At 44.5% G+C, this 25,074-nt stretch carries 27 protein-coding genes and 1 tRNA gene; 12 read left to right on the top strand and 16 right to left on the bottom strand.

The window, feature by feature from the left end; all coding sequences use genetic code 11:
• Both DLD82_RS03980 and DLD82_RS03975 read right to left on the bottom strand, forming a co-directional pair.
• Positions 1–522 carry a hypothetical protein gene (locus DLD82_RS03980; protein WP_146199684.1) on the bottom strand — a complete coding sequence of 174 codons (522 nt, stop codon included), beginning with the start codon at positions 520–522 and terminating at the stop codon, positions 1–3.
• A gap of 101 nt (positions 523–623) precedes the next feature.
• Positions 624–2,348, bottom strand: a complete 1,725-nt coding sequence (locus DLD82_RS03975) for a sensor histidine kinase (protein WP_109939811.1) — start codon at positions 2,346–2,348, stop codon at positions 624–626.
• A 1,030-nt stretch (positions 2,349–3,378) separates the two neighbouring features.
• On the opposite strand from DLD82_RS03975, the gene DLD82_RS03970 reads away from it, so the two are divergent.
• Both DLD82_RS03970 and DLD82_RS03965 read left to right on the top strand, forming a co-directional pair.
• Positions 3,379–3,678: a nucleotidyltransferase family protein gene (locus DLD82_RS03970; protein WP_109939810.1), complete on the top strand. Its 300-nt coding sequence runs from the start codon at positions 3,379–3,381 to the stop codon at positions 3,676–3,678.
• The gene (locus tag DLD82_RS03965) at positions 3,671–3,937 is read left to right on the top strand and encodes a HepT-like ribonuclease domain-containing protein (RefSeq protein ID WP_109939809.1); all 267 of its coding nucleotides are present in this window, start codon (positions 3,671–3,673) and stop codon (positions 3,935–3,937) included. The genes DLD82_RS03970 and DLD82_RS03965 overlap by 8 nt, the downstream gene beginning before the upstream one ends.
• 275 nt (positions 3,938–4,212) lie before the next feature.
• On the opposite strand, the gene DLD82_RS03960 is transcribed toward DLD82_RS03965, so the two are convergent.
• Positions 4,213–4,578 (bottom strand): hypothetical protein, encoded by a 366-nt coding sequence (locus DLD82_RS03960; RefSeq protein ID WP_181391236.1) that lies wholly within the window; start codon positions 4,576–4,578, stop codon positions 4,213–4,215.
• A gap of 37 nt (positions 4,579–4,615) precedes the next feature.
• Positions 4,616–5,119, bottom strand: coding sequence for a hypothetical protein (locus tag DLD82_RS03955; protein WP_109939808.1), 504 nt, complete (start codon positions 5,117–5,119; stop codon positions 4,616–4,618).
• A gap of 642 nt (positions 5,120–5,761) precedes the next feature.
• Between DLD82_RS03955 and DLD82_RS03950 the strand changes: the two genes are divergently transcribed.
• The 3 genes from DLD82_RS03950 to DLD82_RS03940 all read left to right on the top strand — a co-directional run bounded on the left by DLD82_RS03950 (position 5,762) and on the right by DLD82_RS03940 (position 7,554).
• The gene (locus DLD82_RS03950; protein WP_146199683.1) at positions 5,762–6,136 is read left to right on the top strand and encodes an ATP-binding protein; all 375 of its coding nucleotides are present in this window, start codon (positions 5,762–5,764) and stop codon (positions 6,134–6,136) included.
• Positions 6,137–6,598: 462 nt separating this feature from the next.
• Positions 6,599–6,946, top strand: a complete 348-nt coding sequence (locus DLD82_RS03945) for an STAS-like domain-containing protein (protein ID WP_109939829.1) — start codon at positions 6,599–6,601, stop codon at positions 6,944–6,946.
• Positions 6,943–7,554 (top strand): PIN domain-containing protein, encoded by a 612-nt coding sequence (locus tag DLD82_RS03940; RefSeq protein ID WP_109939806.1) that lies wholly within the window; start codon positions 6,943–6,945, stop codon positions 7,552–7,554. The genes DLD82_RS03945 and DLD82_RS03940 overlap by 4 nt, the downstream gene beginning before the upstream one ends.
• Positions 7,555–7,776: 222 nt before the next feature.
• On the opposite strand, the gene DLD82_RS03935 is transcribed toward DLD82_RS03940, so the two are convergent.
• From DLD82_RS03935 to DLD82_RS03925, 3 genes are all read right to left on the bottom strand, one after another.
• A complete protein-coding gene (locus DLD82_RS03935; protein ID WP_109939805.1) occupies positions 7,777–8,274 on the bottom strand; it encodes a hypothetical protein in 498 nt (165 codons plus the stop codon).
• Entirely contained in the window at positions 8,231–9,448 is a 1,218-nt protein-coding gene (locus tag DLD82_RS03930; RefSeq protein ID WP_109939804.1) for a hypothetical protein, read from the bottom strand. Before DLD82_RS03930 ends, DLD82_RS03935 begins: the two co-directional genes overlap by 44 nt.
• 284 nt (positions 9,449–9,732) lie before the next feature.
• Positions 9,733–9,817: transfer RNA gene (locus DLD82_RS03925), tRNA-Leu, on the bottom strand.
• 161 nt (positions 9,818–9,978) lie between these two features.
• Here DLD82_RS03925 and DLD82_RS03920 point away from each other — a divergent pair.
• Positions 9,979–10,476: a regulator of amino acid metabolism, contains ACT domain protein gene (locus DLD82_RS03920; protein ID WP_109939803.1), complete on the top strand. Its 498-nt coding sequence runs from the start codon at positions 9,979–9,981 to the stop codon at positions 10,474–10,476.
• On the opposite strand, the gene DLD82_RS03915 is transcribed toward DLD82_RS03920, so the two are convergent.
• The 5 genes from DLD82_RS03915 to DLD82_RS03895 all read right to left on the bottom strand — a co-directional run bounded on the left by DLD82_RS03915 (position 10,473) and on the right by DLD82_RS03895 (position 13,386).
• Positions 10,473–11,000, bottom strand: coding sequence for an HDIG domain-containing metalloprotein (locus DLD82_RS03915; protein ID WP_109939802.1), 528 nt, complete (start codon positions 10,998–11,000; stop codon positions 10,473–10,475). The two genes, DLD82_RS03920 and DLD82_RS03915, sit on opposite strands and share 4 nt — an antisense overlap.
• A complete protein-coding gene (locus DLD82_RS03910) occupies positions 10,993–11,514 on the bottom strand; it encodes a transcription factor (RefSeq protein WP_109939801.1) in 522 nt (173 codons plus the stop codon). The genes DLD82_RS03915 and DLD82_RS03910 overlap by 8 nt, the downstream gene beginning before the upstream one ends.
• On the bottom strand, positions 11,514–12,518 hold the full coding sequence (locus DLD82_RS03905) for an ATP-grasp domain-containing protein (protein WP_245920356.1): 1,005 nt from the start codon (positions 12,516–12,518) through the stop codon (positions 11,514–11,516). The genes DLD82_RS03910 and DLD82_RS03905 overlap by 1 nt, the downstream gene beginning before the upstream one ends.
• A 68-nt stretch (positions 12,519–12,586) precedes the next feature.
• Positions 12,587–13,102 carry a tRNA (cytidine(56)-2'-O)-methyltransferase gene (locus DLD82_RS03900; protein ID WP_109939799.1) on the bottom strand — a complete coding sequence of 172 codons (516 nt, stop codon included), beginning with the start codon at positions 13,100–13,102 and terminating at the stop codon, positions 12,587–12,589.
• Entirely contained in the window at positions 13,099–13,386 is a 288-nt protein-coding gene (locus tag DLD82_RS03895; RefSeq protein ID WP_109939798.1) for a hypothetical protein, read from the bottom strand. Before DLD82_RS03895 ends, DLD82_RS03900 begins: the two co-directional genes overlap by 4 nt.
• Positions 13,387–13,494: 108 nt before the next feature.
• Here DLD82_RS03895 and DLD82_RS03890 point away from each other — a divergent pair, with 108 nt between their 5' ends.
• Complete coding sequence (locus DLD82_RS03890; RefSeq protein WP_109939797.1) at positions 13,495–14,241, top strand: SIMPL domain-containing protein; 747 nt, start codon at positions 13,495–13,497, stop codon at positions 14,239–14,241.
• A 46-nt stretch (positions 14,242–14,287) separates the two neighbouring features.
• Positions 14,288–14,692, top strand: a complete 405-nt coding sequence (locus DLD82_RS03885) for a hypothetical protein (protein ID WP_109939796.1) — start codon at positions 14,288–14,290, stop codon at positions 14,690–14,692.
• Between the two features lie 2 nt (positions 14,693–14,694).
• On the opposite strand, the gene DLD82_RS03880 is transcribed toward DLD82_RS03885, so the two are convergent.
• Positions 14,695–16,671: a cation:proton antiporter domain-containing protein gene (locus DLD82_RS03880; RefSeq protein WP_109939795.1), complete on the bottom strand. Its 1,977-nt coding sequence runs from the start codon at positions 16,669–16,671 to the stop codon at positions 14,695–14,697.
• A 41-nt stretch (positions 16,672–16,712) separates the two neighbouring features.
• Between DLD82_RS03880 and DLD82_RS03875 the strand changes: the two genes are divergently transcribed.
• From DLD82_RS03875 to DLD82_RS03865, 3 genes are all read left to right on the top strand, one after another.
• Positions 16,713–17,669 carry an ROK family protein gene (locus tag DLD82_RS03875; RefSeq protein ID WP_109939794.1) on the top strand — a complete coding sequence of 319 codons (957 nt, stop codon included), beginning with the start codon at positions 16,713–16,715 and terminating at the stop codon, positions 17,667–17,669.
• A 68-nt stretch (positions 17,670–17,737) separates the two neighbouring features.
• Complete coding sequence (locus tag DLD82_RS03870) at positions 17,738–19,687, top strand: clostripain-related cysteine peptidase (protein ID WP_109939793.1); 1,950 nt, start codon at positions 17,738–17,740, stop codon at positions 19,685–19,687.
• Positions 19,587–20,948 carry a clostripain-related cysteine peptidase gene (locus DLD82_RS03865; protein WP_109939792.1) on the top strand — a complete coding sequence of 454 codons (1,362 nt, stop codon included), beginning with the start codon at positions 19,587–19,589 and terminating at the stop codon, positions 20,946–20,948. Before DLD82_RS03870 ends, DLD82_RS03865 begins: the two co-directional genes overlap by 101 nt.
• On the opposite strand, the gene DLD82_RS03860 is transcribed toward DLD82_RS03865, so the two are convergent.
• The 3 genes from DLD82_RS03860 to thpR are packed head-to-tail and all read right to left on the bottom strand — an operon-like array spanning position 20,901 to position 24,611.
• Positions 20,901–22,634: a tetratricopeptide repeat protein gene (locus DLD82_RS03860; RefSeq protein WP_109939791.1), complete on the bottom strand. Its 1,734-nt coding sequence runs from the start codon at positions 22,632–22,634 to the stop codon at positions 20,901–20,903. The two genes, DLD82_RS03865 and DLD82_RS03860, sit on opposite strands and share 48 nt — an antisense overlap.
• Before the next feature lie 46 nt (positions 22,635–22,680).
• Positions 22,681–24,063, bottom strand: a complete 1,383-nt coding sequence (gene cca / locus DLD82_RS03855; protein WP_109939790.1) for a CCA tRNA nucleotidyltransferase — start codon at positions 24,061–24,063, stop codon at positions 22,681–22,683.
• Positions 24,060–24,611, bottom strand: a complete 552-nt coding sequence (thpR, locus tag DLD82_RS03850) for an RNA 2',3'-cyclic phosphodiesterase (protein WP_109939789.1) — start codon at positions 24,609–24,611, stop codon at positions 24,060–24,062. Before thpR ends, cca begins: the two co-directional genes overlap by 4 nt.
• 160 nt (positions 24,612–24,771) lie before the next feature.
• On the opposite strand from thpR, the gene DLD82_RS03845 reads away from it, so the two are divergent.
• A complete protein-coding gene (locus DLD82_RS03845; protein WP_109939788.1) occupies positions 24,772–25,026 on the top strand; it encodes a glutaredoxin family protein in 255 nt (84 codons plus the stop codon).
• Positions 25,027–25,074 lie beyond the last annotated feature (48 nt).

The following is a 25,074-nucleotide window of genomic DNA, read 5'->3' as shown; positions in this document are numbered from 1 at the left end:
CTACATTTTTGCCCAGTCATCATCACGCAAAACAACATAGGCCACGGAACTTTTTTCATTAACCCCCGTCCCTTTTTCATCTCTTGTATTCCAGGGATCGATTTTTATTGTGAGGTGATCGGGTAACAGGGGAATACCATGAGGTATCATATAACGCAGGTCAATCATTGCGGATTTTCCTGCTTCAAGAGGAGGGAATGAATCGACTACCGGGATAAGGAGCGTATCTCCAAGCCATGCCTCAACCGGGACTTTTCCCTGAGCTATGTCATCTCCACCCTGGTTCATAACGATTATCCGGGGTGTAAGACAGCGTCCGGGACGTGTATATGCATAATCTCCGGTAAGACTCACCTTCTGAAGGACATAATCATGGCCGATTGTCGCAGAAGAAACCGGAGCCGGGTCTGGAAATGTAAATATTACCTGGGAGGAGTTTGAGAGGTTTTCATTTGCTAAAACCATCCCGGTTATGCTGATTAAACTAATAATGAGAAGACATACTGAGAGAATTTTTTTCATCCGGACTTTCACCATTAAAGTACTAACGATTTAGCAGTTTTAGTATTTTCTCATTTATGCAGGTATTGAATTTGACTATATCCCGATTAACAAAAATCAGGTCAGGTTGCTGGTTCTGTTTTTGGCCGGAATTTATCCGGGGGGACAGTAATCTCAAACCTGACACCTTCACCATAGATTCCCTTTTCCCGAATGGAAATCCCGGTGATTGATAAGATTTCATGAATCAGAAACATCCCAAATCCGGTGTGCTTTCCAAATCCTTTCTGAAAGATTTTTTCTTTTTCAGCCGGAAGTATGCCGGTTCCATTATCATGATAAACAAGTACCAGTTTATGTCCATTCATATACTCTGTTAGTGAAATGGAAGATACATGCTCTCCATGGCGCAAGGAATTGTCTATAAGATTGTAAAAAACACGTTCAAGAAGGGGATCTGTGTAGATTTCATACTCTATTTTTCCGGTTTTAAACTCAATGCCTTTATCTTTAAATGCAGCAGAAGCCTGGATAAAAATATCACCAGGGATTTGCCAGACCGGTTCATGAAGTCCGACATCCTGATAATCACTGGTAAATTCAGTGTGAAGTTGCATTGTCTTCAAAATCTGATCGATCTGATAAAGGTGCTCTTTGATACCAGTGTCAGTTGTCTCATCAATTACGAGCTGAACATACAGGTTCAGGGCAGTTAATTGGTTTAAGATATCATGCCGGGTAATCCCGGATAGGAGGAGGAGTTTCTGGTTCACCGTTTTAATTGCTTCTTCAGCCATCTTCCGCTTGGTAATATTTCGGAAATTGTACACATGACCGATTATTACTCCGGCCAGCCGGTGAGGAGTTACGGATAATTCATACGTACTTCCATTCTGGAATTTGAGATCCACTTTTATCGGTTCATGGGGGTAATCAGCCAGTTTTTCCTGACACTGAAGAAGATTATCTGGTTTATGAACCTGACTACATACAAGAGAATATATATCCGGAATTTGATTCGATTCACACTTTTTATCAACAATTCCCAAAACAGATGCACCTGCACTGTTATACCCCGTTACTTCTCCATGTAATCCGGTTACAATAATACCATCCGTTGTTGACTCTATCGTTGCTTCCTGGAGAGAGTTAGTCCGTTCAAGGGCTGCGGTTCGTTCCTGGACAAGTGCTTCCAGGTGTTCCTTGTATGCCACAAGTTCGTATTCGTCATCCCGTTTGCGATCAATGGCCCTTATTACCGAACCAAGGAGGATAAGCCCGAAAAAGATAATTACCGCTACTTCAATGACCGGCACAGAAAGTATCTGCGCACCAGGAGGAACATTTTGATCATGCACCGGATTACAGATCAGAACAATCCCGGTGATACATGCAAAAAGAGAGGAGAGGATTACAAGTTCAGTTAAGGGTGCAAGTTTCAGGATTTTTCTCTCCCTTAAAAGGTAAAACAGAGCTCCAATGATCCCGGCGATGATTGTTATAAGAATATCAGAAAGGTCAATACCCACAAAATTCAGAGGAAGCCTGGAAAGAACCAGGGTCACAGTGATAATAGCTGCCGACACCGGACCTCCGACAAGGCCTGCAAGAGGCACTAATACCCCATTAATACCAATAGAGGGATGTGATGTCCCTCCCCATGGGATGAATATTCCCATAATTGCAGCAAAAGTAAAGATAAGCCCGACAAAAACCGAATAAATACGGTCACGATGAATAAAAAACCGATCCGGAATATAATTATATAAAAAAATCAGGACTACCAGGAGACTGATGTTCTCAAACCAGTCAAGAAATAAGTGCCAGGATTGGGATAATGGATCCATAGTTGTTCATGAGGAGAGAATGATTATCCGGATTTCTTTGATTTGATGTAAGGTTTCGGGAGTAAGTATTTGTCAATGATTTGAGGGATAAAGATAACTTTTGGGGGTATTTAACTTTTATAGAATATATAAATGATGCATGGATCCTTATGCACCAACCCGTTTTTGATACTCTCATTATCAGTGAAAAATAAGCAATTCATTCAATGTGGAGAAGAGTGGTAAGCCTGATCCTGGTGAATCTAATCGATACGCCCAATTAATTGAGTGTTTGCCATTTAAGAAGAAAATGTCCATATTTCAGTGTTGTCCAGGTATCATTAGGTTCTCTCACAAAATCAGGTGCTAATGATGAATGATTAAATAATCAACCTGATGGAATGAGAAATCAACTTATTTTTAGAAATATTTTCCTGAAAAAATAAAGCCATATTTTTTGTAAAAAATTTGTCAGACGTCTGTCAGCCGGATTTTGATCAAATCAATTTTGATCATATATAGGATCGAAAATATAGAATAGACTTTTTAATGATGCCAGGATTTTCATATATTTCTTCAGAGATATTTTCTTTTAAAGGCCAGATCGGAAAAGGAATACCATCAAAAAATTATTCTGCGAAATCATAAAAAATTTAAAGATTTTTATAATTGAATTACTATTTAGTGCCATATCGCAAAATTGGAACGTATGATAGGTAATTACGTAGAATATCCATATTTTCAACCACGAATTTTTTACCTCTCTCACTAACAGTATCAAAAAAAAGAATTTTCTGGATAGAGGATAAATATCCTAACCTTGCATGGTATTTATCAAGAATAAACTGAATAATCAGTATTCATTCGAATTATTCTCTCCAATCGGAAAACAGATGGAAATTTCACATGATAATCTGAATCTCTTCTGAATGTACACTGAGTAAAGAATATCAAAAAAACCTTGAGCAAGAGGGTTATATTCGTAATTACTATAGTTATTGTAAAAACATCATTATTCAGTATCCCTTTACCAGGATTATTAAGGAAGAACATGCCAAACAAAACACCAGACAAGGTAATTAATCAGGTAAAAGCCATCAAACCCCTCCTCTCCGAACAATATCACATAACCCGGATCGGAATATTTGGTTCGGTTATCAGAGGGGACTATACAGATGAAAGTGACATAGATATCCTGGTAGAATTTTCAGAACCTCCCGGATTATTCAAATTTCTCGAGATTGAAAATTACCTATCTGATACACTAAATGCTCCGGTAGATCTTGTTGAAATAACCGGTATAAAAACAAGGTTAAAAGACCGAATCCTCTCTGAAGTCGCATATGTCTGAAATACGTGACCCACGGATCTTTCTTGAAGATATGCTCACCTCAGCAGAAAAGATTGCATCATATGCCCAGGGAACAACTCCTGATGAATTATTTAAGCATCAGGCAATAGTTGATGCTATCCTATACAATTTACTCGTTTTAGGAGAAGCAGCAAAAGGAATCCCCCAGGAGATCAGGACGGCTAACCCGGAGATATCCTGGCGATCCATTACCGGAATGAGGGATAAAATCATTCACCAGTATTGGGGTATCAGCTAGATGCTGGTGTGGAAGGCAATTGTTGATGAAATCCCCCCACTAATCACCAGTTTAAAAAGAATCATTGAAACGATTGATTCTTACTGATCCGAAGATACCATGAATTCCAAACGACAATAAGAAAGATCATTAAAAACTGCTTTTTTTTACGAACTCCTTCCTCTTAGGTCACTTCAGTTCTATCCGGATAAATAAAACCGGGAGACGTCAACATTACGGATAGAAAATATAGTGTCTCATAATGGTACTGAAAAAAAAATGTCACAAAATTAAAGCTACAGATCAGAATAAAAAACAAATAATATGAACAAACGAGTAAAATGTGAGGGAAGAGCAAATACACAGTTTTCAGATGGTCCGGTCTGGTTCGTTCCCTGCCCGGAGTATTCATCTACTCCAACCGGACCAGCCGACTGAACATTGGTCCGGGTTGAAACCTTTCCGTCATTACCAACATCCAGATTTCTCATGAGAACTGCCATGTTCGTTGTGAACAGGTTCGCCGCGTATGTCTGCCCCTGGCCTATGACCGTCGAGGATACCCAGGACGACCCATCACAAACGATTGTTGATGATACCGAGTCTGCACCGACTAAACCAGCGATGAGAAGACAGGCACATCCTATGATTACATAACCCATTTCCATCTCATCACCTCGGGAAAAAGAGATGTTTGGATTATGCGAGAGCGGTAATACCGTCTGCCCAGGTTTCGATAGTTGTGAGGATACTGTCATCCTCGTAACTGGAAACGTTGATTGCATCGCGACTGAACCGGACGTTATAGAGTTCTCCGGTGTCGGTGTGACACTTGAGGGTTACAGAAAAACTGTCCTCTGAACTGTCATGGGATGCGGTTCCACCCATTGCAGAAGCGAGAGCAGTATTTGCAACAATTGTTGAGATGTTGGTGTCAAATGCCCCGGCGGTTCCGGCTTTGACGGAGATCTGACCGACCGTTTTTCCCTGAACATTTTCGTATGGAATTTTTCCGGTGTAATATTCAGATGTTTTCTGTACAGCTGCAAGGGTTTCTCCACCGGAGGTGTATGAAGTGCAGCCCCACGGGTTATCAGTGATGATTGCGCTGATGATGGTGTTCATCGCTTCCTTGCTTGCAAACGGAGTGGCGAGTTTCCGTTCAGCACTCTTGACGGTTGACTTTGCAACAAAATCTGCCATGTTCGATTTTCCCCCTGTCACTGGTGTGACAATTAATATTAGTCGTCTATTTATATATGGTTAAAAATATTTTAAAATGGGGACGTTAACAACAGCCGATTTTATTTTTAAAATTACCATCAGTCCCGATAAGTCAAATCGGTTGTTATCTTCGTCTTATTACGGAAGAGATCATCCGGGGGGATTCGCCCCTGCGACCGTCACCCCCTTTTAATTTATAAGTGAATTAAATACATTCATTCTCTCTAATAAGAGAAAATTAATCATCACCCATTCACCGACATTATTTAAACCCTTGATATCCTTGTTTCCCCTTCATTTATTTTTTATTTTGAAGGATAGTTAGAAAAATAATGGTTGATATATTTGATATTGATTAATCTATAATAAAATAAGGAAATCTGAAAATCATTAATATTTATGTCGATATCATTATTTTCTTTCAACTCACCTAAAAAAATCTCAATGCCCACATTAAACGATCATCGTTCGGATTTTCATTACCTCTTTTCTCTCTCGGAAAAATATCGAGATTTTTCAGGCCACATTGTTTTCACTTTTGATCATTGTTCATTCATCCGTCATAATGCGGTTGCGATTTTGGGGGGACTAGTTACTCATATCAAAAGGAATGGTGGGCGTGTGGAGCTTAACATTCCATCTATGCAGGAAAATGTTCATGCAAACCTGGCCCAAAATGGATTTTTGTCATTTTGTGGATATGATGAACCAAAATGGCAAGGAAATGCTATATCCATTCAACATTTTGAAGGAACTAACCAGGATGCAATTATCCATTATTTAAACGAAGAATGGCTTCGGCGATCCTGGCTCTCCATTAGTCCCCGCTTACTGGACGAGATTGTTGGGGCAGTATGGGAAATATTCACGAATGCTTTTGAGCATAGTGAAACCCCGCATGGTATATTTGCCTGTGGCCAAAAGTATCCATCCCTGAATGAACTCAATCTCACCCTAGGAGGCTGTCCGAGAACTACACTAACCCAAAAATCATGAAAAATTTGGCCTTAAACCATTGTTTAAATTCTAATTAGGCTCCAGATTGATAAATCAAAAAAAGAAAAATCTCATTCTCGGACAGCCTCCTAGTTGATTTTGGCATAGGTATTCCGGAAAATGTTCGAAGGTATGCTGACCAAAAGGGGCGTGATCCTGATAGTATCTCCTCTGATAAGGCATTACAATGGGCATTTACGAATGGGAGTTCTACGAATAAAGGAAAGAGAAACGCCGGCGTCGGTCTTGATCTCCTGAAAGAGTTCATCCGGTTAAACAAGGGGACTCTTGAGTTTTACAGTAATGATGGTTATGTCTTTATAGGAAATGACAAAGAGATCTATGAATTAGATTTACCGGGGTTTGAAGGTACAGTTATCAACCTGATGCTCCGGTGTGATGAGAAATACTATCATTTTTCAGATGAAACAATTGATGATATCTGGGCATGAGGCGAGAATTATGAATATCAAAGTTATTACCCTTACCGGTGAACACTGCATTTCGGTGGATGATGGGCAAAAGATATTTGATCTTGTCCACCCGCTCCTTGAAAAGGGGGAAGACGTTACGCTTGACTTCACAGATATTCATATCTGTGCATCGCCTTTCTTTAATACCGCAATAGGTCAGTTGCTCAGAGATATTCCAATTGAGCAGTTACAGGGGCATTTGAAATTTGTCAATCTTTCACCGTATGGGAACCAGGTGGCAAAGAAAGTGATTTCGAATGCTAAAGAGTATTATACCAATCCAAATCTTCAGAAGGCAATAGATGACACTCTTCTTGGAATTGCGGAGAGTGCGTGAGTTCCCGAAAATACATCATTGTATCACAGGTTGTAGATATCAGCCAGTATGATCCTCGCCCGGAGGACTCTTTTTTTGTCGATACGAATGTGTGGTTCTGGGTTGCATCCCAGATTGCAAGTCAGGGTCTTTCAAGATTCCGGGCAAAACAGATTCGAATATATCCGGATTTTATTAAGAAGGTTCTGAATGTGAAGGGTACTCTCTATAGATCTGAATTATCGTTTTCTGAACTGAGTAACCTTATCGAAAGGACTGAATATGATATCTTTAAGAGGGAAACGGGGATTGATATCACTCAAAAAGCCTATCGTCATGAGTATGCTCATCGACGGTCGGATGTTATTGAAGAGATTGAACTTACCTGGAGTCTGGTTGAGGCTATGTCTGTTTCGATTCCGGTAAATTTAACTTCAAATTTTACTCACATGGTTATTGACCGGATGGGAACAAATAAACTGGATCCATATGATGCTTGTATGGTAGAGTCGCTACTTGCCGAAGGAATTCCTCTCCGGATAATTAGTGATGATGCTGATTTTTCTTCGGTGAGTGATGTTACTTTATTTACGGCGAATAGAGGGGTTTTAGAAAGTGAAAATTCATGATTGATCTTGAGTTTTTTGGTTATAGAAAAATCAATGAATTATTACACCATCATATTTTTGGCATTTTTTTGCATCATGACAAGAGAGATCGGTTTTCGCATAATTTTTGGAGGTTAAAATATTGTAAATTGTTTTCGCTCACAGATTTCGGACCCCCTAACGCTAAAACGCGAAAATATCCATTATTTTAATACTCCGTGCCTGATTCAGAAATATTTCTGATCAGGTCATGGTTTTGGCAACGTTATCCAAATAAATTATAGCCAACTTTTTTGTACTATATAAATCAACAGGTACAACTGCCCATTTACCACCACAGACCGCACATGGTCCGGACCATACCCCATTCATAGGGGTGTAGTCATCCGGATCAATATGAGATAGCGGAATCCGCGGGGTGTTGGCGGTAGTGAGCGGAAGTGTTCCGCGATCTAAATCATCGCCGGTTGTTGAATCCACCACAGAAGAAGAGTCTGATTGAGTATTTTGATCTAAGCTAGCGGAAGTGCGGAAATTTTCCGGTGCAGAGTCATAGGTGATCACTGGTTCATGTGTGCTCTGTAAATCCTCATCTTTCCGCTCATTATAATAAAAATTATTTTTATTATTGTTTTTAGAAGAATTATCATCGTCCCGGTCTTTGTTACCTGGCGGAAGGTTTCCGCTACCATTCCGCTCACTTCCGCCCGCTTCCGCCACTTCCGCCGGTATCATCATCATGGGCATCATTCCGTGCTAACCAGCACCCACCACCTGAAGCCCAGGCGACATATCGATCGTGATCCCAATAGTAAACCTTCTGCCTTCGGCTGGTGCCTCCATTTTCACTGGTATCTGTCCGGTCAAGAACCGATATGGCTGGGCACTTCTCAAGGAGTCCGGAGTAATGAGCCTGATGACTAGACCCACCATTCAGAAGTTTTCTGATGGCATTGTATGACTTATCCGGAAGAAGATCCCGAAGTTCAGTTACAGTGAATTCATACCGGTGTGTTTTCTCGATGGCCTGAATCAGTTCTGACTCTGACCGGGTGAGCTTCGACATCTGACCACCCGACTCACCGTTCAAAGCCTGATACATCTGACAAGCGATCTTGAAATCTTCAGTCGTGGCATGAATCACCCGGCCGACTTTCAGTTCTGTTTCCTCTCGCTGGTACTGGTGGATGATGGCAACACTCTTCACCAAGTCCAGGAGCATCCCCGGGTTTCTCCGGTTCGCTACAGACGAGAACCGGATCTGTTCGGCGTATGGAATGACCACATGAGCCGGGAGAAGCTGAGCCCAGATATGTTGACAGACGATCATCTCATCCCGGACATGTTCGGTCTCATCCGGAAGTTGAGCCGCCGCGAAGAGTTCGCGGGTCAATACTTTTTCGTCCTGCTCCGGACTGTCATCAATCCAGCAGGTAAGCATCCGATTCCAGACCTGATCGTCTCCGGTCCCGTCCATCTTGGCAACCCACCAGACGCACCGTTCAGGAATGACACAGGTCTGACCCTTCCGGTCCTTGTTCACCGTCCGGTAGATGAACGGTTTCTTAAATGAAGTGGTAACTCCCTTAAGTGTCTCCTGCATCTGTTCGGAGAGAGAAATATCATCAAGACAGATGGCAGACCCGGCCCGGAGGTCCTCCGCGTAGAAGAGTGCCTTATCTGATAGCCTCCCATCAAGCCGAAATTCTTTCGGGATGTGCTGAATCATCGTATCGAAAGCGTGCGACTTTCCTTTTCCGGATTCTCCGGTCACAAGGACATGAAGCCCATTCGAGTTGATAACAGACCGGGAAGCAAACGACATAATCAGGCACCTGGCGACAACCTCATCTCCTTCATGGTCAGCCGCGAAGGAATCGAGGATATATTGGATGGGATCTCCTTCCCGGAGCACCCGGGCAGCTTCGAACGGTAATCAGATTTGAAATGATTTTTAGAGAGCGTTTCGATCCAACATGATTGATAACACTCCGTTCGGTGATATAAGCAGTCATCAACGAAATGTCATCGTTCGAGAGTTCACCTCGGTTTAAGGCGTTATCTATCGCTCTCTGTGAGTAATCGGGTTTAAAACAATGAAACCTATCGTTATCGGTGTAGGTTATCGGTAGAGGCATAAAAAAGCGTGAGAGAATTACTTTGTTAAAAGTTTCTCACGATTTGAACATACTGTTAAAATGCGAGGGAAGCGATTTGAACGCTCGAACGCCTTCGCGACAAGGCCCTCAACCTTGCTCCTTTGACCTGGCTCGGATACCCTCGCTCAATAGATTGCACAGAACTTCATCAGATTCACTGATTACTTGTTCGGGAACATCTTGTTCCTGTGCCTGAATAAGGTCGATGTATTACGTAAAGAACTTATCCATTTCATCTCAGCATAAGAGCTACTTCCTATAACTGATGAGAAATAGAAAATGATGTATGTGGTCTGCAATTCTTGACTGGTTTGCTGATTCTCCATCACAAACCAGGGTCGTCAGATTTCTTCTTGAAAATGGATTCGGGGTAAATGAAACCGGAAAAATCTCATGTAACAATATTGCGGTAGCTGCAACGCAGGTGGCATCAAAACTTCATGTTGACCGGCGGGTCGTCGAAGCTACCGCCCGGCGCATTCTTACCTCACCTTTCAGGGATATCTTCATCAATATGCGGGCCACACCCGACCTTTCAGTCATCGCAGAAAACCTGTCATTATCGGTCATCACCGTTATCCCTCAGGATGCAAGCAAACCAGGTGTTGTTGAGGCGTGTATCCATACCCTGTCCACTCACCAGATAGGACTCAGACAGATCTTTGTTACAGACCCACATCTTTCAGAAGCTCCGCGCCTGGTTATCATCGCCGAAGGAAAAATTCCGGCAGGGGTCATTGATGAACTCCGTGATCTGCCGGTGGTAAAAAAATTGATCTTTTAATTTATTCCCTGAATCTTCCGGACGGGCAATTCAAGCTCTTCAGAAAGTGCAATGAATCTGGTCCGGACAGATTCCGGAAACCGGTTCAGCGAGGCAATAAATTCTTCTTTATTCAGCACCCGGGTTCCTTTAACCAGATTATCCGCATGTGCCACTATCTTTTCTTCAAGACTCTGAGGAATCCGGTCAACTGCCGGAAGGCCAAACTCCGCTCGTTCTTCTGCATAGAGACCGGCCCCGATATGGTTCTCAACAATAAAACAGATTTTTTCATCAAGCCCGAGCTTTCTGCAGATAGTGCCCCCTGCATCGGCATGATCCATTCCATGGGTGACTGACCTGCCAATATCATGAATCACCGCCCCCTTTGCAACAAGACTGACATCAACCTGGATACCGGCATTTTTCAGTCTTTCAGCTATCTGCACTGCAACATCGCGGACAGCCAGACAGTGTGCAATTACTCCCGGGTCGCAACCTGCCTGCACAAGAAAAGGGATGAATTCGTCTCCCGGATCAGACATGCCCCAGGTTCTCTTCAATCCGGGCAATTCGCCGCTGCAAAGCAAAAGCAAGCGGTTCATTGTCAAAATGAATCAACTGATTATTACAGTGGGGACAGACGAACTGAGAATCCATTGCATCCGAGAAAGTAAAAGTAAGCCCACAATTTGTACAATTGTAAAATGCATTTTCACTCTCATATTTACATCGTCGCCGGAGTTTTTCGAGGATAATCTCGAGATCCTTTGAAACCGAATCATACATATTTTCAAGTTCAAGCTGCCAGAGGTAGGTCAACCAGCCGGTCTCATTATTTTTAATTCTCCGGTATCGGGCAAGACGATGCTCATACAACGTATAGAGGGTGTTCCTGACAGAGTTGAGATTAATCTCGGTTACCTCTGCCAGTTCTTCATCGCTATACTCCTTATCTGTCGGGAATCTGCGAATCAGTTCGATTCCTTCATCCCCGATCATCCGGTGTAAATAAGCAAAAATGGCTTTGTCAGCCAGCATTTCCTCGTAGGAAACCATCACTGTATATATTGGTTTACTAACCTGATAGTGTTATCCAGAGTCTCCTCAGCATGGATAAGATCCGAACCAGATCCAAACACACTGATAACCGCCCCTCCTTCTTCAAATTCTGCGGGGGTAACAGGGACATCTGCCACATGAGGCTGGAGGGGGGAGAGATCCTGAGTCAGCGTAAAGGATCTGTCTGTAAACAGGATCCGGCGCACGGCATACTGAACCGGAACCGGAATTGATTCAGGAATTATCCCCCTGCATGCATTGATGTGGAGATCTACCAGGTTAATTCCGGTCGCGGATTCAATCGTGTCAAGTGTTGCAACAAACCGGGGATTGAGTTCAATTGCATAGACAGCATCACTACAGACCATGAAATCAATACCCAGCACACCGATGCAACCAGAACGGGCAGCAGCGAGCTCAGCATACCGAATCATCTCATCCTTTCCGGGAGTATCAAAAGGGGTTACTGAACCACAAAAACCAAACCGGTATGGACCGCAGCCACGCATGATCTGCTGGTTCACCGCAAGTGCCCGTGCCTTTCCACCTGCTGCAACACAACAGACAGAAGCGGGAATTCCATCAACGATTCTCTGCAGGATGAATGGCTCATCAGGAAAAAGATCTTTCCAGGCAGAGATGTCATCGTCAGAGTGAACAATCGTATTTCGCCAGCCACCTGATCCCTTCAGGGGTTTGAGCATGGCAGGAAACTCACCAGGACGTACCAGAGGAGGAACCGGAATCTGAAGACTCTCAAACCATTTCTGAGTGTACCCCTTATCCAGGTATCTGGCGGCAACAGCAGGAGATGAACCTAATACAGGAGCAGGAAGGCCGGTCAGATTTTCTGCTCCGGATGTAGGAATGATAGCATCAATTGAATACCTCCTGCACATCTCCCCAATTTTTATGGGAAGGGAGGCCAGCTCATCAAACCGGTCATATGCGATAACGGCCTTTCGAAGATCCGCATCACAAAAATGGTCAATGGCATACACCTCATACCCTGCCTTTTGTGCAGAGCAGGCAACATGCCGGGTCGAAAAACCGGCAACAAGAATTCGTTTCAGAGTTCTTCCACCGTTTTTCCGCAGGCATTTGGATAGACCCGGACCTTTGCATCGGGAAATTCCCGATAAAGGGCATCAGGAGCGACATGATCCAGGAATACTGCAAGACCAGCAATCTCAGAGTGTGGCTGATTTGTTACCGCCACGTTATAATCTGCAAGTTCGTAAATCTCACCCGGCACTTTTTCTGCTCCGACGATGACCATGATCTTCTCTTTGGTCTTTATATCAGCTTCAACATCCGGAAGATTCAGACCAAACATCGTCAGATGTACGACACACCCGCCGTCACGTTTCCATTGCTTTATACAGGAATTCATTTTGACTTTGTCCTCAACAAAAAAATCCCCGCCAAACCTGGACACAACATCACGGATACTCTCAACAACACCCTTGTCATCTGATGCAATATACATCCCGGATGCGCCGAGTGCCCGTGCAGTAAGTCCAACGTGAGTGGTGACACGCATGTCCCGCTGGGGCCGATGCCCGATCCTAAGCACTACTATCATTTCGTTTCCTCTCCTTCTGGCCGGTATCTGATAACACCACCGGATAATTCAAGACCGTCTGTTAATAAATCCTGGATCTGGTCTTTCAAAATCATATCTCCGACACTACAGGCACACCATATATCATCCCTTTGTTCAACCAGCCGATACCGGCAAAGCCGGGTAAGAGAGGTATGAATTTCTTTTGGATCATAACAGGTTCGTTCAAGGAGCAGACCTTCAGTACATCCATTATTCCCGGTAATCAGGTGATATATTGTCCAGTCAATATCCTCGTCTCTCACTATCCATACACATTAACAGTCAACAGAAAATAGTACTTCCCTTTCATAACTATCAAGAGTTTCTAAGTCATCGGAAAGGGTATCACAGACGAATACAACTCATGTACTATGCACACTCACACATACATGCCAGTCGCTCTACTGGTCATGCTCATTATCTTCCTGGTTCCGGTGAATGCAGAATCAGGAAGTGACGACATACCCCTCATTCATGTCACCGGAAGCGGAACGATAAAGGCTGCTCCTGACAGGGTTGAGATTGATCTGACGGTCGTAACCAAAAATCCTGATGTGAAAGCAGCACAGAAAGAAAACGCACGGAAGATGGACCTGGTGATGTCTGCTCTGAGGGACACATCAAAAGGGAACCTGACCGGCCATGAAATTGGAACAACCTCATATTCAATATCAGAAGTGTACTATCCTGATGATGCCTTGAAAGCCAAATTCGGAGAAGATGTCACTATCTACGAAGTAATGAACACCATTTCAATTGAAACCGAAAAGATAGACCGGGTTGGTGATATCGTAGATATTGCAGTGTCCTCAGGAGCAAACTCGGTAAGCTCACTCCAGTTCACATTAAGCCAGGAAAAAACTGCTGAACTCAGAAAAGAAGCCCTCGCGATTGCTGTCCGGAAAGCTCAAACAGATGCTGAAACGGTGATATCTGCAATGGGAAAAAACCTTGGAGATGTTCAAGAAATAACCGTTGATGAGAGTTACCAGCCACCGGTGTATTATAACCAGGATTATCGTGTTTCAGCAATGAAAGCTGCCGGGCCGGAAACACCCATCGAACCCGGAGCAGTAGAAATAAACGCACGGGTCACGGCAGGGTACCGGATCGTGTAGATCCCGTTTCCAACCCTTTTTTCTATCAGTAGCTTACAGCTTTTATATGGAAAATGAATCAATCCCCTACACAGAACTATCACGGATTGTTGATAGGATCCTGGAGGACTGCGACGAAGATGTTGTCTGTACCAGGATGCACCTGACATCACTGGAACCTGCAATCAGAGACGCAATTTTAACGTCAGATCTGCTCAACGCCTGGCAGGTGTTCTTCTTCTTTTTCCAGGAACACCCAGGTGATGAAGCATTTGAAATTCTCGCTTTTACTCCGGCATCAACATTGCCACAGGGGGTACCTATCGGCGAATACCGGCAATGTACCCTGACCTTTTCCATGAAAAATGCAAAACCAGTCATCAGTGTATCAGACGACCTACAGGAACTGCACCGGTTTTCAGGAAACGGAGCATATAAATCGGCCATCGCATTCCTGGACTCTGAAAAATAATTTCAGGCATCATTAGGAAAGGCAGTCAGGATGTCTTCGGGTCTTCCAAGAACCATCACCAGGTCGCCAGTACAGATTATCTCATCTCCTCCCGGACTTACAATCATCTGATGACCCCTCCGGATAGCGACGATAGAAACCTGATAATTACTGCGGATCATGGTCTTTTTTAATGGAATACCTGAATACGGGGAATCATCAGATATCCGGATAGTCCGAATCTCAATGTCAGGAACAAGAACTTTGAGATTATCAAAGGAGTAAATGGGTGTGTTAATACTCCTGAACATCTCATACCCACCGGAGCGAATCTCCCGCACCAGGTGTTCTATTTCATTGGTCGGTATCAGGTAAGTATATAAAATCCGGGTGAAAATTTCAACCGCCGTTTCAAACTCTTCAGGGATGACCTCATCAGCCCCGAGTTCCATGAGTGTTGCCACTTCACCCATATACCGGGTTCTCACAATGATGTGAATGCCCGGACTCATCATCCTGACCGTCTGCACAATCTGCTGGGTGCTGAAGGGATCATTGACAACAATCACCACAACCCTGGCTTTTGCAATCCCGGCTTTTTTTAAGACTTCTGACTGGGCTGCATCACCAAACATGATAGGCCTTCCCAGTTTTCTCTCTTCTCTGACGGTATCAGGATTCATCTCAATAATCTGATACGGAACACCGGCAATTTCAGCAGAACGCGCCACATTTTTCCCGTTCAGACCATAACCGACGATAATAATATGATTATTAAGACCTTTTACAATCTCTTCCTGTTCACTATTCCGGTCAGGAAGAATTCTGCAAAGGGGAGATGACAAAGTGGTTGCAACTTTTCCGGAAATACCCATAAGAATCGGTGCTATGCCCATCGTCACCACCGAGACATCCAGAAAGAGTTGAAATTGATCCTGTGCTAAGAATCCAAGAGAGGTTCCGGTGGTAGCAAGAACAAATGAAAATTCTCCAACCTGCGAGAGTGAGATTCCGGTCATTACACAGGCCCGTGGGGCAAGACCGGTAAGAAGGGCTGCGAGTGTTCCGGTTGCATATTTTACACAGATTACAAGCATCACAAGTTCAGCAATGAGAAGCGGATTTTCCATGAAATAACCAGCATTAAAGATCATTCCGATGGAGATGAAGAAGAAACTGGTAAAGAGATCCCGGAATGGCAGGATACTTGACATGGCATGGGTGCTGTATTCAGATTCTGATATGATGATACCAGCAAGAAATGCACCAAGTGCCATGGATAATCCAAACTCACTGGTCAGGAATGCTACCATCAGGCAGGTACCCATGACAATAAAAAGGAACATCTCCCGGTTTTTCAGCCGGGCAGCATGAAGCAGCAGGGCCGGAACCACGTACCGTGCTGCAATGTATACAAACACGGGGATGACAAAGGCACCTATCAGAAGTTTCATGAGAGAAAAATCCGAATCAGTGGTTCCTGCAAGAACCGGAGTTACCATTACCATGGGAATGACGATAATGTCCTGGAAGATGAGAATTCCAAGGGTTGCTCTTCCATGAGGACTGTCAACTTCCATCCGGTCAGCAAAGACTTTCATGACGATAGCAGTTGATGACAGCGAAACCAGCATACCCCAAAAAAATGCATGGTTGAGATCCATCCCGGTTATCTGCATGAGAAGTGTCCAGATGACAATAGTTAGAAAAACCTGGAGAATTCCGCCAATCAGGACAAAACGCTTACTTTTCAATATACGTGATACGGAGAATTCCAGACCGATGGTGAAAAGCAGAAAAATTACACCTAATTCGGCAAAAAAACTGATGGACTCCTCATTGGTTATCAGCCCAAGACCGGAAGGTCCAGCCAGGAACCCTGCAATAAGAAATGCTACCACAGAAGGAATCCTGACCCGGTATAAAATAATGAGAAGAAAAACAGCGATGAGAAAAACTACCACAATGCCGGTAAAGAGTGATGCCAGTTCTCCCTGCATAACCTGAATAATATGGCCTTCCTTACCACTAGGTTCTTTTCATGGTACGGCAGAATTCATCTCTGGAAATTATGGAGGAAAATACATCGCCGGTGGTCGGGGCAGCAGATATTGGGGGTACCAATACCCGTGTTGGTCTGGTTCATGCTGATGGAACTCTGATAAAAGTCCGTTCTTTTAAAACACCGGTATCCGGATCTCCGGAGGATATTCCCAAAATCATTGCCCGGACACTTCGTGAGATAAACGAGGAAAAGACCCCACTGGCCGGAATCGGAGTTTCAGTAGCCGGACCGGTAGATGCAATATCAGGAACAATCGTTCATCCACCTAACCTTCCGTTTGAAACCGTTCCGATAACCGTGCCTCTTGCTGAAGAGACGGGCCAGTGTGTTATCCTCCAAAACGACTGCCGGGCAGCAGTGCTTGGTGAGGTTCTTGCAGGGGGAGCACGAGGGTATTCGAATGTTGTGTATGTCACCATATCAACCGGGATAGGTGGAGGTGTCTTTACCGGTGGACGTGTTCTTACCGGAAGAGGAGGGAATGCAGCAGAAATCGGACATTTTCCGGTTGACAACACCTATTCATTTCCCTGTACCTGCAGTCATTACGGACACTGGGAAGGATATGCTTCAGGAAATGGTATCCCAACCTTTTATCGTGAATGGTGCAGGGTGCATGATTATCCCTGTTCCCAGTCAGGCAAGGCAGAAGAGATTTTACATTGCCATCCGGATGACAGGATAAAAAAGGATTTTAGGACTGCTCTTGCAAAAATAAACGGAAGGGGATTTTCAGCAGTGATTGTTGCATATGATCCGGAATGTATCATTCTTGACGGGACGGTTATCAGAAATCACCCGACTCTGCTTGACGAGGCCTTGGATTACACCGATCACTATCTTAAACTTCCTGAATTCAGGATTAGTCCTCTTAATGGGTATGCACCATTAATTGGTGCAGCCATGACAGTACTTCACCCGGAGATGTCATAACCTGGCTCAAATCATAAGGATAAAAATGGATAGACTGCCAACAGATAATCAGAATAATCAGGGAAAATATGGAATCTAAAATAATTCTCCTTTTACTGTTTTTGCTCTCCGTCATCTCATCAGGCCTGTGTGATGAACCAGCGGATAATTTCGAACCAGTGGCTGATGAGGTTGATAATCTTCTTGCAATATATATGATCGGAGGAGATCTTGAGTCTGATTTTCAGGCTGGGACATATAACATTGCCGAGATTCTTGATGGATATGCAAGTGCAAACACCTCCGATCTGCAGATTGTAGTAGCATATGGTGGATCCAAAACCCCCGGATGGGAAGGCGTAACCTATGCAACCGCGGAAGAACTCATGAAAGATGCATCTGATGGTGTCATTGGTAATGAACAAGAAGTCTCTTTCAATGACCCGGATGCCGACATGGGAAGTCAGGAGACATTAAAGGATTTCCTTACCTTTGTAAACCAGACCTATCCGGCAAAACGTACCCTGCTTATATTCTGGGATCATGGATCCGGGTATGAAGGATTCGGACTTGATGAGGTATATGACAGTCAGCTGGCTCTTTCGGACATAAAACAGGTTCTTGAGACAACCGGCACAACGTATGATTTCATCGGATTTGATGCCTGCCTTATGGGATCCCTTGAAGTGGCAAGAACCATGGAGCCGTTCGGGAAGATAATGGTGGCATCTGAGGAGACTGAACCAAGTACCGGATGGGACTATAAATCATGGATTCATGCCGTATCAGAAGACCCAGATATCTCATCGGAGGAGATTGGAACAGTTATCGTAGATACCTTTATGAACCGTGAAGATTCAGCGAAGACTCTTTCTGTAATAAACCTCTCAAAAATCCCTGACCTCGTGCAGGTCATGGACAATCTTGGTACCAAACTTGATCCATACACACAGACCAGTCAGGGATACCGGTCAATCGGGAAAGCATACCAGATACCTGCCAGGTACGGAAAAGACAACCGGGAAAGTGGAGAGACATCAGTTGATCTAAAGTCATTCCTGGAAGCAGTTAAAGATCAGAATCCGGACATTTCTGATGAGGTAAATTCAGCAATATCCCTGCTTGACGAGGCAGTATTGTACACGAAAAATGATGAGTATGTATCTGAATCCGGAGGACTGTCCATCATGTCTCCAAGCCGCATTACCCCTGAAATATACCAGGAACTTGGGGATGATGCCAGGATTGCATCCGGATGGGATGCGTTTTTTGCAAATCTTCTGGAAATAGCCGGACAGGACACGGAAAAACCCGTAATCTCTGAAACTGACGAAACATTCTCTATCGATGACCCCTTTGGAACAGCATCGGTTTATACAGAATATTACATTTGTGAAGATGACCAGATGATCCTCATCGGAGATGAACTGTTGGAAGCTGAAGAAGACGGAGAGTATCAGCTCCCTGATTGGGATGGGAAATGGTTCTACCTGCAGGATAACCTGGACTTAAATAATTATGCTCTTCTTGGTATGTCGTATGATTCACAGGTTCCGGAGGGATCATTACTCTTTACCTCCGAAATCGACCTGATAAGGGGAACTCTTGACACTGCTGCAGTTCTTGATATCTACATCAATCCTGAATCCGGTAAAAACCGGCTTGTTGCAACCCCCTATACTATCCGTGAGAATGGTGAAGTCCAGTTTTCAAGGCAGAACCTGGAGTTACAACCGAATGACACGATTTATTCATATGGATGGGAAATCCAGGAAGACAGTCCGGATGGAGGAGAATGGGTTGAAATTGGTGGAATGACCGTATCCGAAGATACCACACTTACTTATGATATACTTCCTGACAGTTTTTATGCACAGGCAATGTATGCGGAGTATGATGATAACCCAGGCAATTATGCAGGAGTGAAGGTATTCCGGATTGAAAACGGAGAGATTACAGGAGTGGAGAGTAATAGCACCCTATCAGAAGAGACATCAGACCCGGAAGAATCTACATCCGGGGAATACACAAACCAGTGATAAAAAAAGAGAATCAATTTTTTCTTTTTCGGTAATTTTTCTGCTCATCGCGGCTGGATGTATCGCTGTAAGTGTAACCGCAGATAAAAGCGGAACTCTTCTTATCGGAGTCTATGCATCCGGAGGGACATTGGAGCAGGAATCCGGCCTCATTACCAATGATTTTATCCAGATTATAAAAGGAGCAGAGAATAAAACGTCAGACAACTGCACGGTCGTTTTTGCATATGGCGGTACAGAGAAACCTGGCTGGTCAGGGATGACAATTGCTGACCTTGATACCATCAGGGCAGATCTTGAAGATGAGGTCCTCGGAGATGACAACGAATTCAGAATCCATCTTCCCAACGCCAGCATGGGAGATCCAAATTCGCTCGGATTCTTTCTCTCATTCCTTCAGGAACATTACCATTATGACCGGTTTTTTCTCATCTTTATCGGTCATGGTCAGGCTTACACCGGAATGCTTTTTGATCAGAACCATGATGAAGATGGCCTTATTATCAGTGAACTTGTGGAGATTCTCGGGCAGGGACCGGATATAGAACTCATCGGATTTGATTCGTGCCTGATGGGATGTCTTGAGATGGTTTCCGCACTCTCCCCATATGCGGACTATGCTATTGCCAGTGAAGAGTCAGAACCGGCTGAGGGCTGGCCATATAAATCATGGATAGAGTATCTCTGTGCTAATCCGGAGGCTCCAACACTGGAACATGCGAAAGAGCTTTTCCAGGAATACATGAAAATACCCGGACAGGGAAAAACAATCGCTCTAATCAATCTGAAAGAAGCAGGGTTTCTGACGTTACAACTTGACAAATTTGCAAAAGAACTACACTCTCTTGTAGGTGCGGAGAACGGGTGTTCACAAATTTATTCAGCACTCATGGAGACACAACAGTTTGGCCTTACAGGAACCGGAGAGTTAGATGAAGCAACCATGGATCTCTACGATTTCGCGGATACCATCCGGAGGCATGTTCCATACCTCAAAGAACCGGCAGAGGGAGTCATCGAAGGAATCAACCGGACGGTTATCTATGCCAGACATGATGAAAGAGTTCCAGGAGCACATGGAATTGCAGTCCTTTCTCCAGTCCTCATCAATCCGGTCTTTTATGATTACTACCAGGATAGTGCCTTTATTACACCCTCTTGGGACAGGTTCATCAGCAGATACCTGGATTTGTGTGATGAAACGGGTGAATTGTCACCGGTTACCATTTCTGATTCTAACGCAGGCAATCCCGAGACATAAGGCACAAAGAACAGAGAATATCTGGAGAGGAGTCTCTTTTTTAAGAGACTCGAGACTCTGGATCTTAAAAGAGATACCGGTAAGATTTGGCTGAAGTTCCATTGCCTTCCGGTATGCATTCTCCGCCCCTTCAACATCACCGGCAAGGGAGAGAACATCACCATATTGTTCATAGACCATTCCGGAACCCGGGCTTTCTGCCAGTGCATCATGGTACAGGTCAAGTGCCTCGCTGACTTTTCCGGCCCGGACCAGAGTGAGTGCCCTGCCCTTTCTCACAACATCCGAATCAGTATTATTTCCAGCTATTGAATCCCATATAGCAAGTGCATCAGAGTATTTCCCCATCTTTTCATAGATTTCAACCAACTGACTCTTCAGGCCAATATTCGTAGGATCTGCACTGATTGCCAGTTCCAGGGAACTGAGAGCGGTTTCTGTATCACCACTTAATACCCGGCTTTTACTCTTTCCTGCAAGAGCCTGACTGTTCCGGGGATCAAGCTGAAGAGCGGATTCATAGGCATATCCGGCTTCATCTGGTTTTCCAAGACCTGCAAGACAGTCACCTTTTCCTACCCAGACTGATGCATACTGGGGTTCCATTGCACAGGCTATCTCAAAAATCGCCAGTCCTTCTTCATATCGTAAAAGACTTGCAAGTGCTTTTCCTTTCCCGACCCAGGCACCGGCATCTTTGCGGTTTAGGGCAATGGCCTGTTCATATGCTGCCAGTGCTTCGTCATACCGCTTTTCAAGCATCAGGACATCACCGATATTTTTCCAGTTTGATGAATCAGTCTTATTGAGTTTAAGAGCCTTCTGGAATGCATCGACGGCTTTCTCATACTGTTGTAAGGTTTTGTACACCTGTCCAAGTGATGTCCAGGCTTTCTGATCGGTAGGGTCAAGACTGAGGGCATCCTGGTATGCATCAATAGCATCCTCATATCTTTCCAGATCTGCAAGAGCCATCCCCTTGTTGGTAAAGGCAACCGCATCTTTTGGATTGTATGCAAGGGCCATCTCATAACTCTTCAGTGCACCCTCCAAATCATCGAGATTATACTGGGCATTTCCCTTGTTGTACCAGGCTTTACTGTCTTTACTATTCTTTTGCAGGGCTATTTCATACGCGGAGACCGCTTCTTTATAACTCCCCTGGTTATAATGCGCATTTCCTTTCGCAAACCAGGTCTCTTCATTGTCCTGGTCCATCTGAATTGCGGCATCATATGCACGAATGGCTTCCTCGTACTGCTGCTGATCCGAAAGAACATTCCCTTTGGCCATCCATGCCAGTACATCATAGGGATCAAGCTGAATTGCCACATCATAGGCTGCATATGCCTCATTCAGCATCCCTTTACTGTAAAGGGCATTCCCTTTGTTATACCAGTAATCAGGATTGCGGGGATCCAGACCGATTGCAACTTCATAAGCCGCAATTGCTTCATCAGTCTGACCGAGTTTATAGAGAGAAACTCCCTTATTGTACCAGGCAGCTGCGTTGGAGGGATCTGATTCAATTACACGCTCAAACGCATCAATTGCTTCCTGGTACATGCCCTGACTGTAATATGCATTTCCGTCAGATATCAGATCGTCAATCTGTGCAGAGAAAGACGGAGCAGATATCATCACAAACATGATGAGACAAAAAAAAACAGGGCGGGAAGCGCTCATGCAAGCGAGGTTTATCGTATATACCTAAATAGTTTACAACCCCGGGTCAGGGAGACCTCGCCTCTGCCCTCCTTATCCTGACCAGAGGGGAACTTTTTTGAAGGAATTCGCTAATAAAGGGTTCAAACCCGGGCTGCCAGCATTCAATTCCGTAATGAACTGAAAACTCCTCGGCCATGGAACATTTAACATGCTTTCCAAGAGCCGTGGCAAAAACTTCCGATGAAGAGAGGAGGTCAATAGCCCTTCGAAAGCGCCGGGGCAGTTCTACTCCGTACCTTCCGTCCCGTATATATGGGCCCGCAAAAATCTGATCTGAATGGAGGTACTTTTCTATAAACCGGGATGCATTTACCGGAGCGGTTACCGGAGGGCCGGTGTGGAATCGTATTGCCGGCAACGTATCCACAAGCAGCTCAAAAAGGAGCATACTCCGGTCTTCAAGCATCCAGGTGTCAGCACGGAGGGCAACAAACTCGTGACGCTTTAGCAGGTCTGTAAGGGTATGAAGACTTTTCCGGAGCTGGGGAACAACAATATCTTCAATATATGGGGGTGTTTTAAAAGTGAGTGCGATAAAGGCTGATTCCCTGCCGGAGACCAGTTTTTTTACATCTTCCTCTGTGAGAATACAGATAGGTGGCCGGTAGAAAAACCATTTTGATGGTGACTTCAGGTACCCCTGGCAGAGTTCAATGAATTCAAGAAGTTTTGTTTCAGATACCGAAGCAGATACATTCCTGCATGGATCCACCGGATCAATAACGACCAGCGGTTCATCAAACCATTTCTCAACATGTTCCTCGAGATCAATGAACATACCCGGCTTCCATTTAGCCGCTGCGGTGAGGATCTCATGAAAACCGCCATAATGAAGGACCAGGAGTTCACAAAGATATCCGGCAAACCCCTCGGTCATCTGATCAGACCCATATACCCCGCCTGCTTTTACAAACTGTTTCAGGAGGAGAACGTCATCGGTATATGGCCCAATCCTGGCTTTGATATACCGGTTGTGAAAGGGCGTCCGGTCCACTGCGCTTTGTATACTAGTCGCTTCCCGGACCTCATAGCAGGGGACCAGATCCACATCAAGCCCGTCAATGGTGGCATTCAGATAGGGATGCTCTGCATACTTCTCTTTTATAACATCCGTATATTTTTGGGCAATATTCCATGCAAGAGAGAGACCTTCACGTTCTAAATCCATGCGGGGAAGAGCAGGGTCAAAGAGCATGAAGATATCAAGGTCACGGTCACCATGAACACAGGTCTTTCTGGCAACCGAACCGACCATCATACCATCAGCTTTTCCAGATTCACGAATGTCCCGGATCAGGCTCTCTGCCAAGAGATACATCCGGTCCAGTTCATCTTCAGTCGGGCGGATCTCTTTAAGGACCCCAAGTTCCAGTGAAGAAAAACTCATTCAGGCACCTTGATCGGAACTTTGAGAATATCTGTATAGACAGGGCCGTCCGGTGTGAGCTCACTTTTTTTGAGGATAAACTCCCTGACCGGAATGGTCCCTGAACAGGAGGATGAAACCTCGGCAAGTACTTCAAACAATGATTCATGAAACTGCCTGACCCGGGCAATCGTGATATGTGGTCTGAACTTTCTCTTCTCCGGTTCAAAGCCAAGAGTTGCAAGGGCAGTATCAATGTCTCCGGCAAGAGCCCTGCATTGTCCCTGATCACCTGCTTCTGCCCAGACCACCCGCGGAGCTCTCTGACTGTTCACCCCGATTAATCCCAGTTCTAATGAAAAGGGTGTTCCTTTAATAGTCTGAAGGATATCGGTAATCTGCGTAAGGTGAGAACCACTCACTTCACCGATGAATTTCAGCGTGATGTGCATCGACTCCTGGTCAACCAGGGTAAGGCGTGCCCTGCATGAACGGAGGGACTCCTGAACGTCCCTGAACTGTTCACGAATCTCATCAGGAAGGTCGATTGCAACGAATAGACGAACCATTCTGCTGGATAATCTCTCTATTTCATATGATAAGGATCTTTGGATTAATAATCCGGGTAATGAATCAGGAAGTATAAAAAGTGCTCTATATCATGAGAGTTGAGATGAGTGAAGGCTTCATCATGCAGCAAAAACATACCAATAGAAGATAGTGATCACTATGGGGGCAGGCTTTATCGTATATACTCTGGAATTTTGTCCGCGATGTGAAATACTAAAGGAATTTCTCTCTAATCGGCAGATTTCATACACAATCGCGGATATGTCATCTGCGAAAGCGCTCACTGAACTCAGGATGAATGGGGTTTTTGTTCAGGAAGCGCCGGTGCTTCAGTCAGGTAAAAAGTTCCTGACCTCTAAGGATCTTTTCACCGGAGACCAGGTAAATGAAGAAACCGTTCTGCAGCTCTGCTAGGTGATGTGGTGCCAGGCACAACACGCCAGACAACACTTGACGGATTAG

This window comes from Methanospirillum stamsii (assembly GCF_003173335.1).
In the GTDB taxonomy this organism is placed as follows: domain Archaea; phylum Halobacteriota; class Methanomicrobia; order Methanomicrobiales; family Methanospirillaceae; genus Methanospirillum; species Methanospirillum stamsii.
This window is presented reverse-complemented; position numbering and strand designations above follow the sequence as displayed.

Excerpts from the sequence above, each read along its gene's own strand:
- DLD82_RS03980 (WP_146199684.1), bottom strand. The coding sequence starts at position 522 with ATGAAAAAAATTCTCTCAGTATGTCTTCTCATTATTAGTTTAATCAGC.
- DLD82_RS03975 (WP_109939811.1), bottom strand. The coding sequence starts at position 2,348 with ATGGATCCATTATCCCAATCCTGGCACTTATTTCTTGACTGGTTTGAG.
- DLD82_RS03970 (WP_109939810.1), top strand. The coding sequence starts at position 3,379 with ATGCCAAACAAAACACCAGACAAGGTAATTAATCAGGTAAAAGCCATC.
- DLD82_RS03965 (WP_109939809.1), top strand. The coding sequence starts at position 3,671 with ATGTCTGAAATACGTGACCCACGGATCTTTCTTGAAGATATGCTCACC.
- DLD82_RS03960 (WP_181391236.1), bottom strand. The coding sequence starts at position 4,578 with ATGGGTTATGTAATCATAGGATGTGCCTGTCTTCTCATCGCTGGTTTA.
- DLD82_RS03955 (WP_109939808.1), bottom strand. The coding sequence starts at position 5,119 with ATGGCAGATTTTGTTGCAAAGTCAACCGTCAAGAGTGCTGAACGGAAA.
- DLD82_RS03945 (WP_109939829.1), top strand. The coding sequence starts at position 6,599 with ATGAATATCAAAGTTATTACCCTTACCGGTGAACACTGCATTTCGGTG.
- DLD82_RS03935 (WP_109939805.1), bottom strand. The coding sequence starts at position 8,274 with ATGATGATGATACCGGCGGAAGTGGCGGAAGCGGGCGGAAGTGAGCGG.
- DLD82_RS03920 (WP_109939803.1), top strand. The coding sequence starts at position 9,979 with ATGTGGTCTGCAATTCTTGACTGGTTTGCTGATTCTCCATCACAAACC.
- DLD82_RS03915 (WP_109939802.1), bottom strand. The coding sequence starts at position 11,000 with ATGTCTGATCCGGGAGACGAATTCATCCCTTTTCTTGTGCAGGCAGGT.
- DLD82_RS03910 (WP_109939801.1), bottom strand. The coding sequence starts at position 11,514 with ATGGTTTCCTACGAGGAAATGCTGGCTGACAAAGCCATTTTTGCTTAT.
- DLD82_RS03900 (WP_109939799.1), bottom strand. The coding sequence starts at position 13,102 with ATGATAGTAGTGCTTAGGATCGGGCATCGGCCCCAGCGGGACATGCGT.
- DLD82_RS03890 (WP_109939797.1), top strand. The coding sequence starts at position 13,495 with ATGCACACTCACACATACATGCCAGTCGCTCTACTGGTCATGCTCATT.
- DLD82_RS03885 (WP_109939796.1), top strand. The coding sequence starts at position 14,288 with ATGGAAAATGAATCAATCCCCTACACAGAACTATCACGGATTGTTGAT.
- DLD82_RS03880 (WP_109939795.1), bottom strand. The coding sequence starts at position 16,671 with ATGCAGGGAGAACTGGCATCACTCTTTACCGGCATTGTGGTAGTTTTT.
- DLD82_RS03875 (WP_109939794.1), top strand. The coding sequence starts at position 16,713 with ATGGTACGGCAGAATTCATCTCTGGAAATTATGGAGGAAAATACATCG.
- DLD82_RS03870 (WP_109939793.1), top strand. The coding sequence starts at position 17,738 with ATGGAATCTAAAATAATTCTCCTTTTACTGTTTTTGCTCTCCGTCATC.
- DLD82_RS03860 (WP_109939791.1), bottom strand. The coding sequence starts at position 22,634 with ATGAGCGCTTCCCGCCCTGTTTTTTTTTGTCTCATCATGTTTGTGATG.
- cca (WP_109939790.1), bottom strand. The coding sequence starts at position 24,063 with ATGAGTTTTTCTTCACTGGAACTTGGGGTCCTTAAAGAGATCCGCCCG.
- thpR (WP_109939789.1), bottom strand. The coding sequence starts at position 24,611 with ATGGTTCGTCTATTCGTTGCAATCGACCTTCCTGATGAGATTCGTGAA.
- DLD82_RS03845 (WP_109939788.1), top strand. The coding sequence starts at position 24,772 with ATGGGGGCAGGCTTTATCGTATATACTCTGGAATTTTGTCCGCGATGT.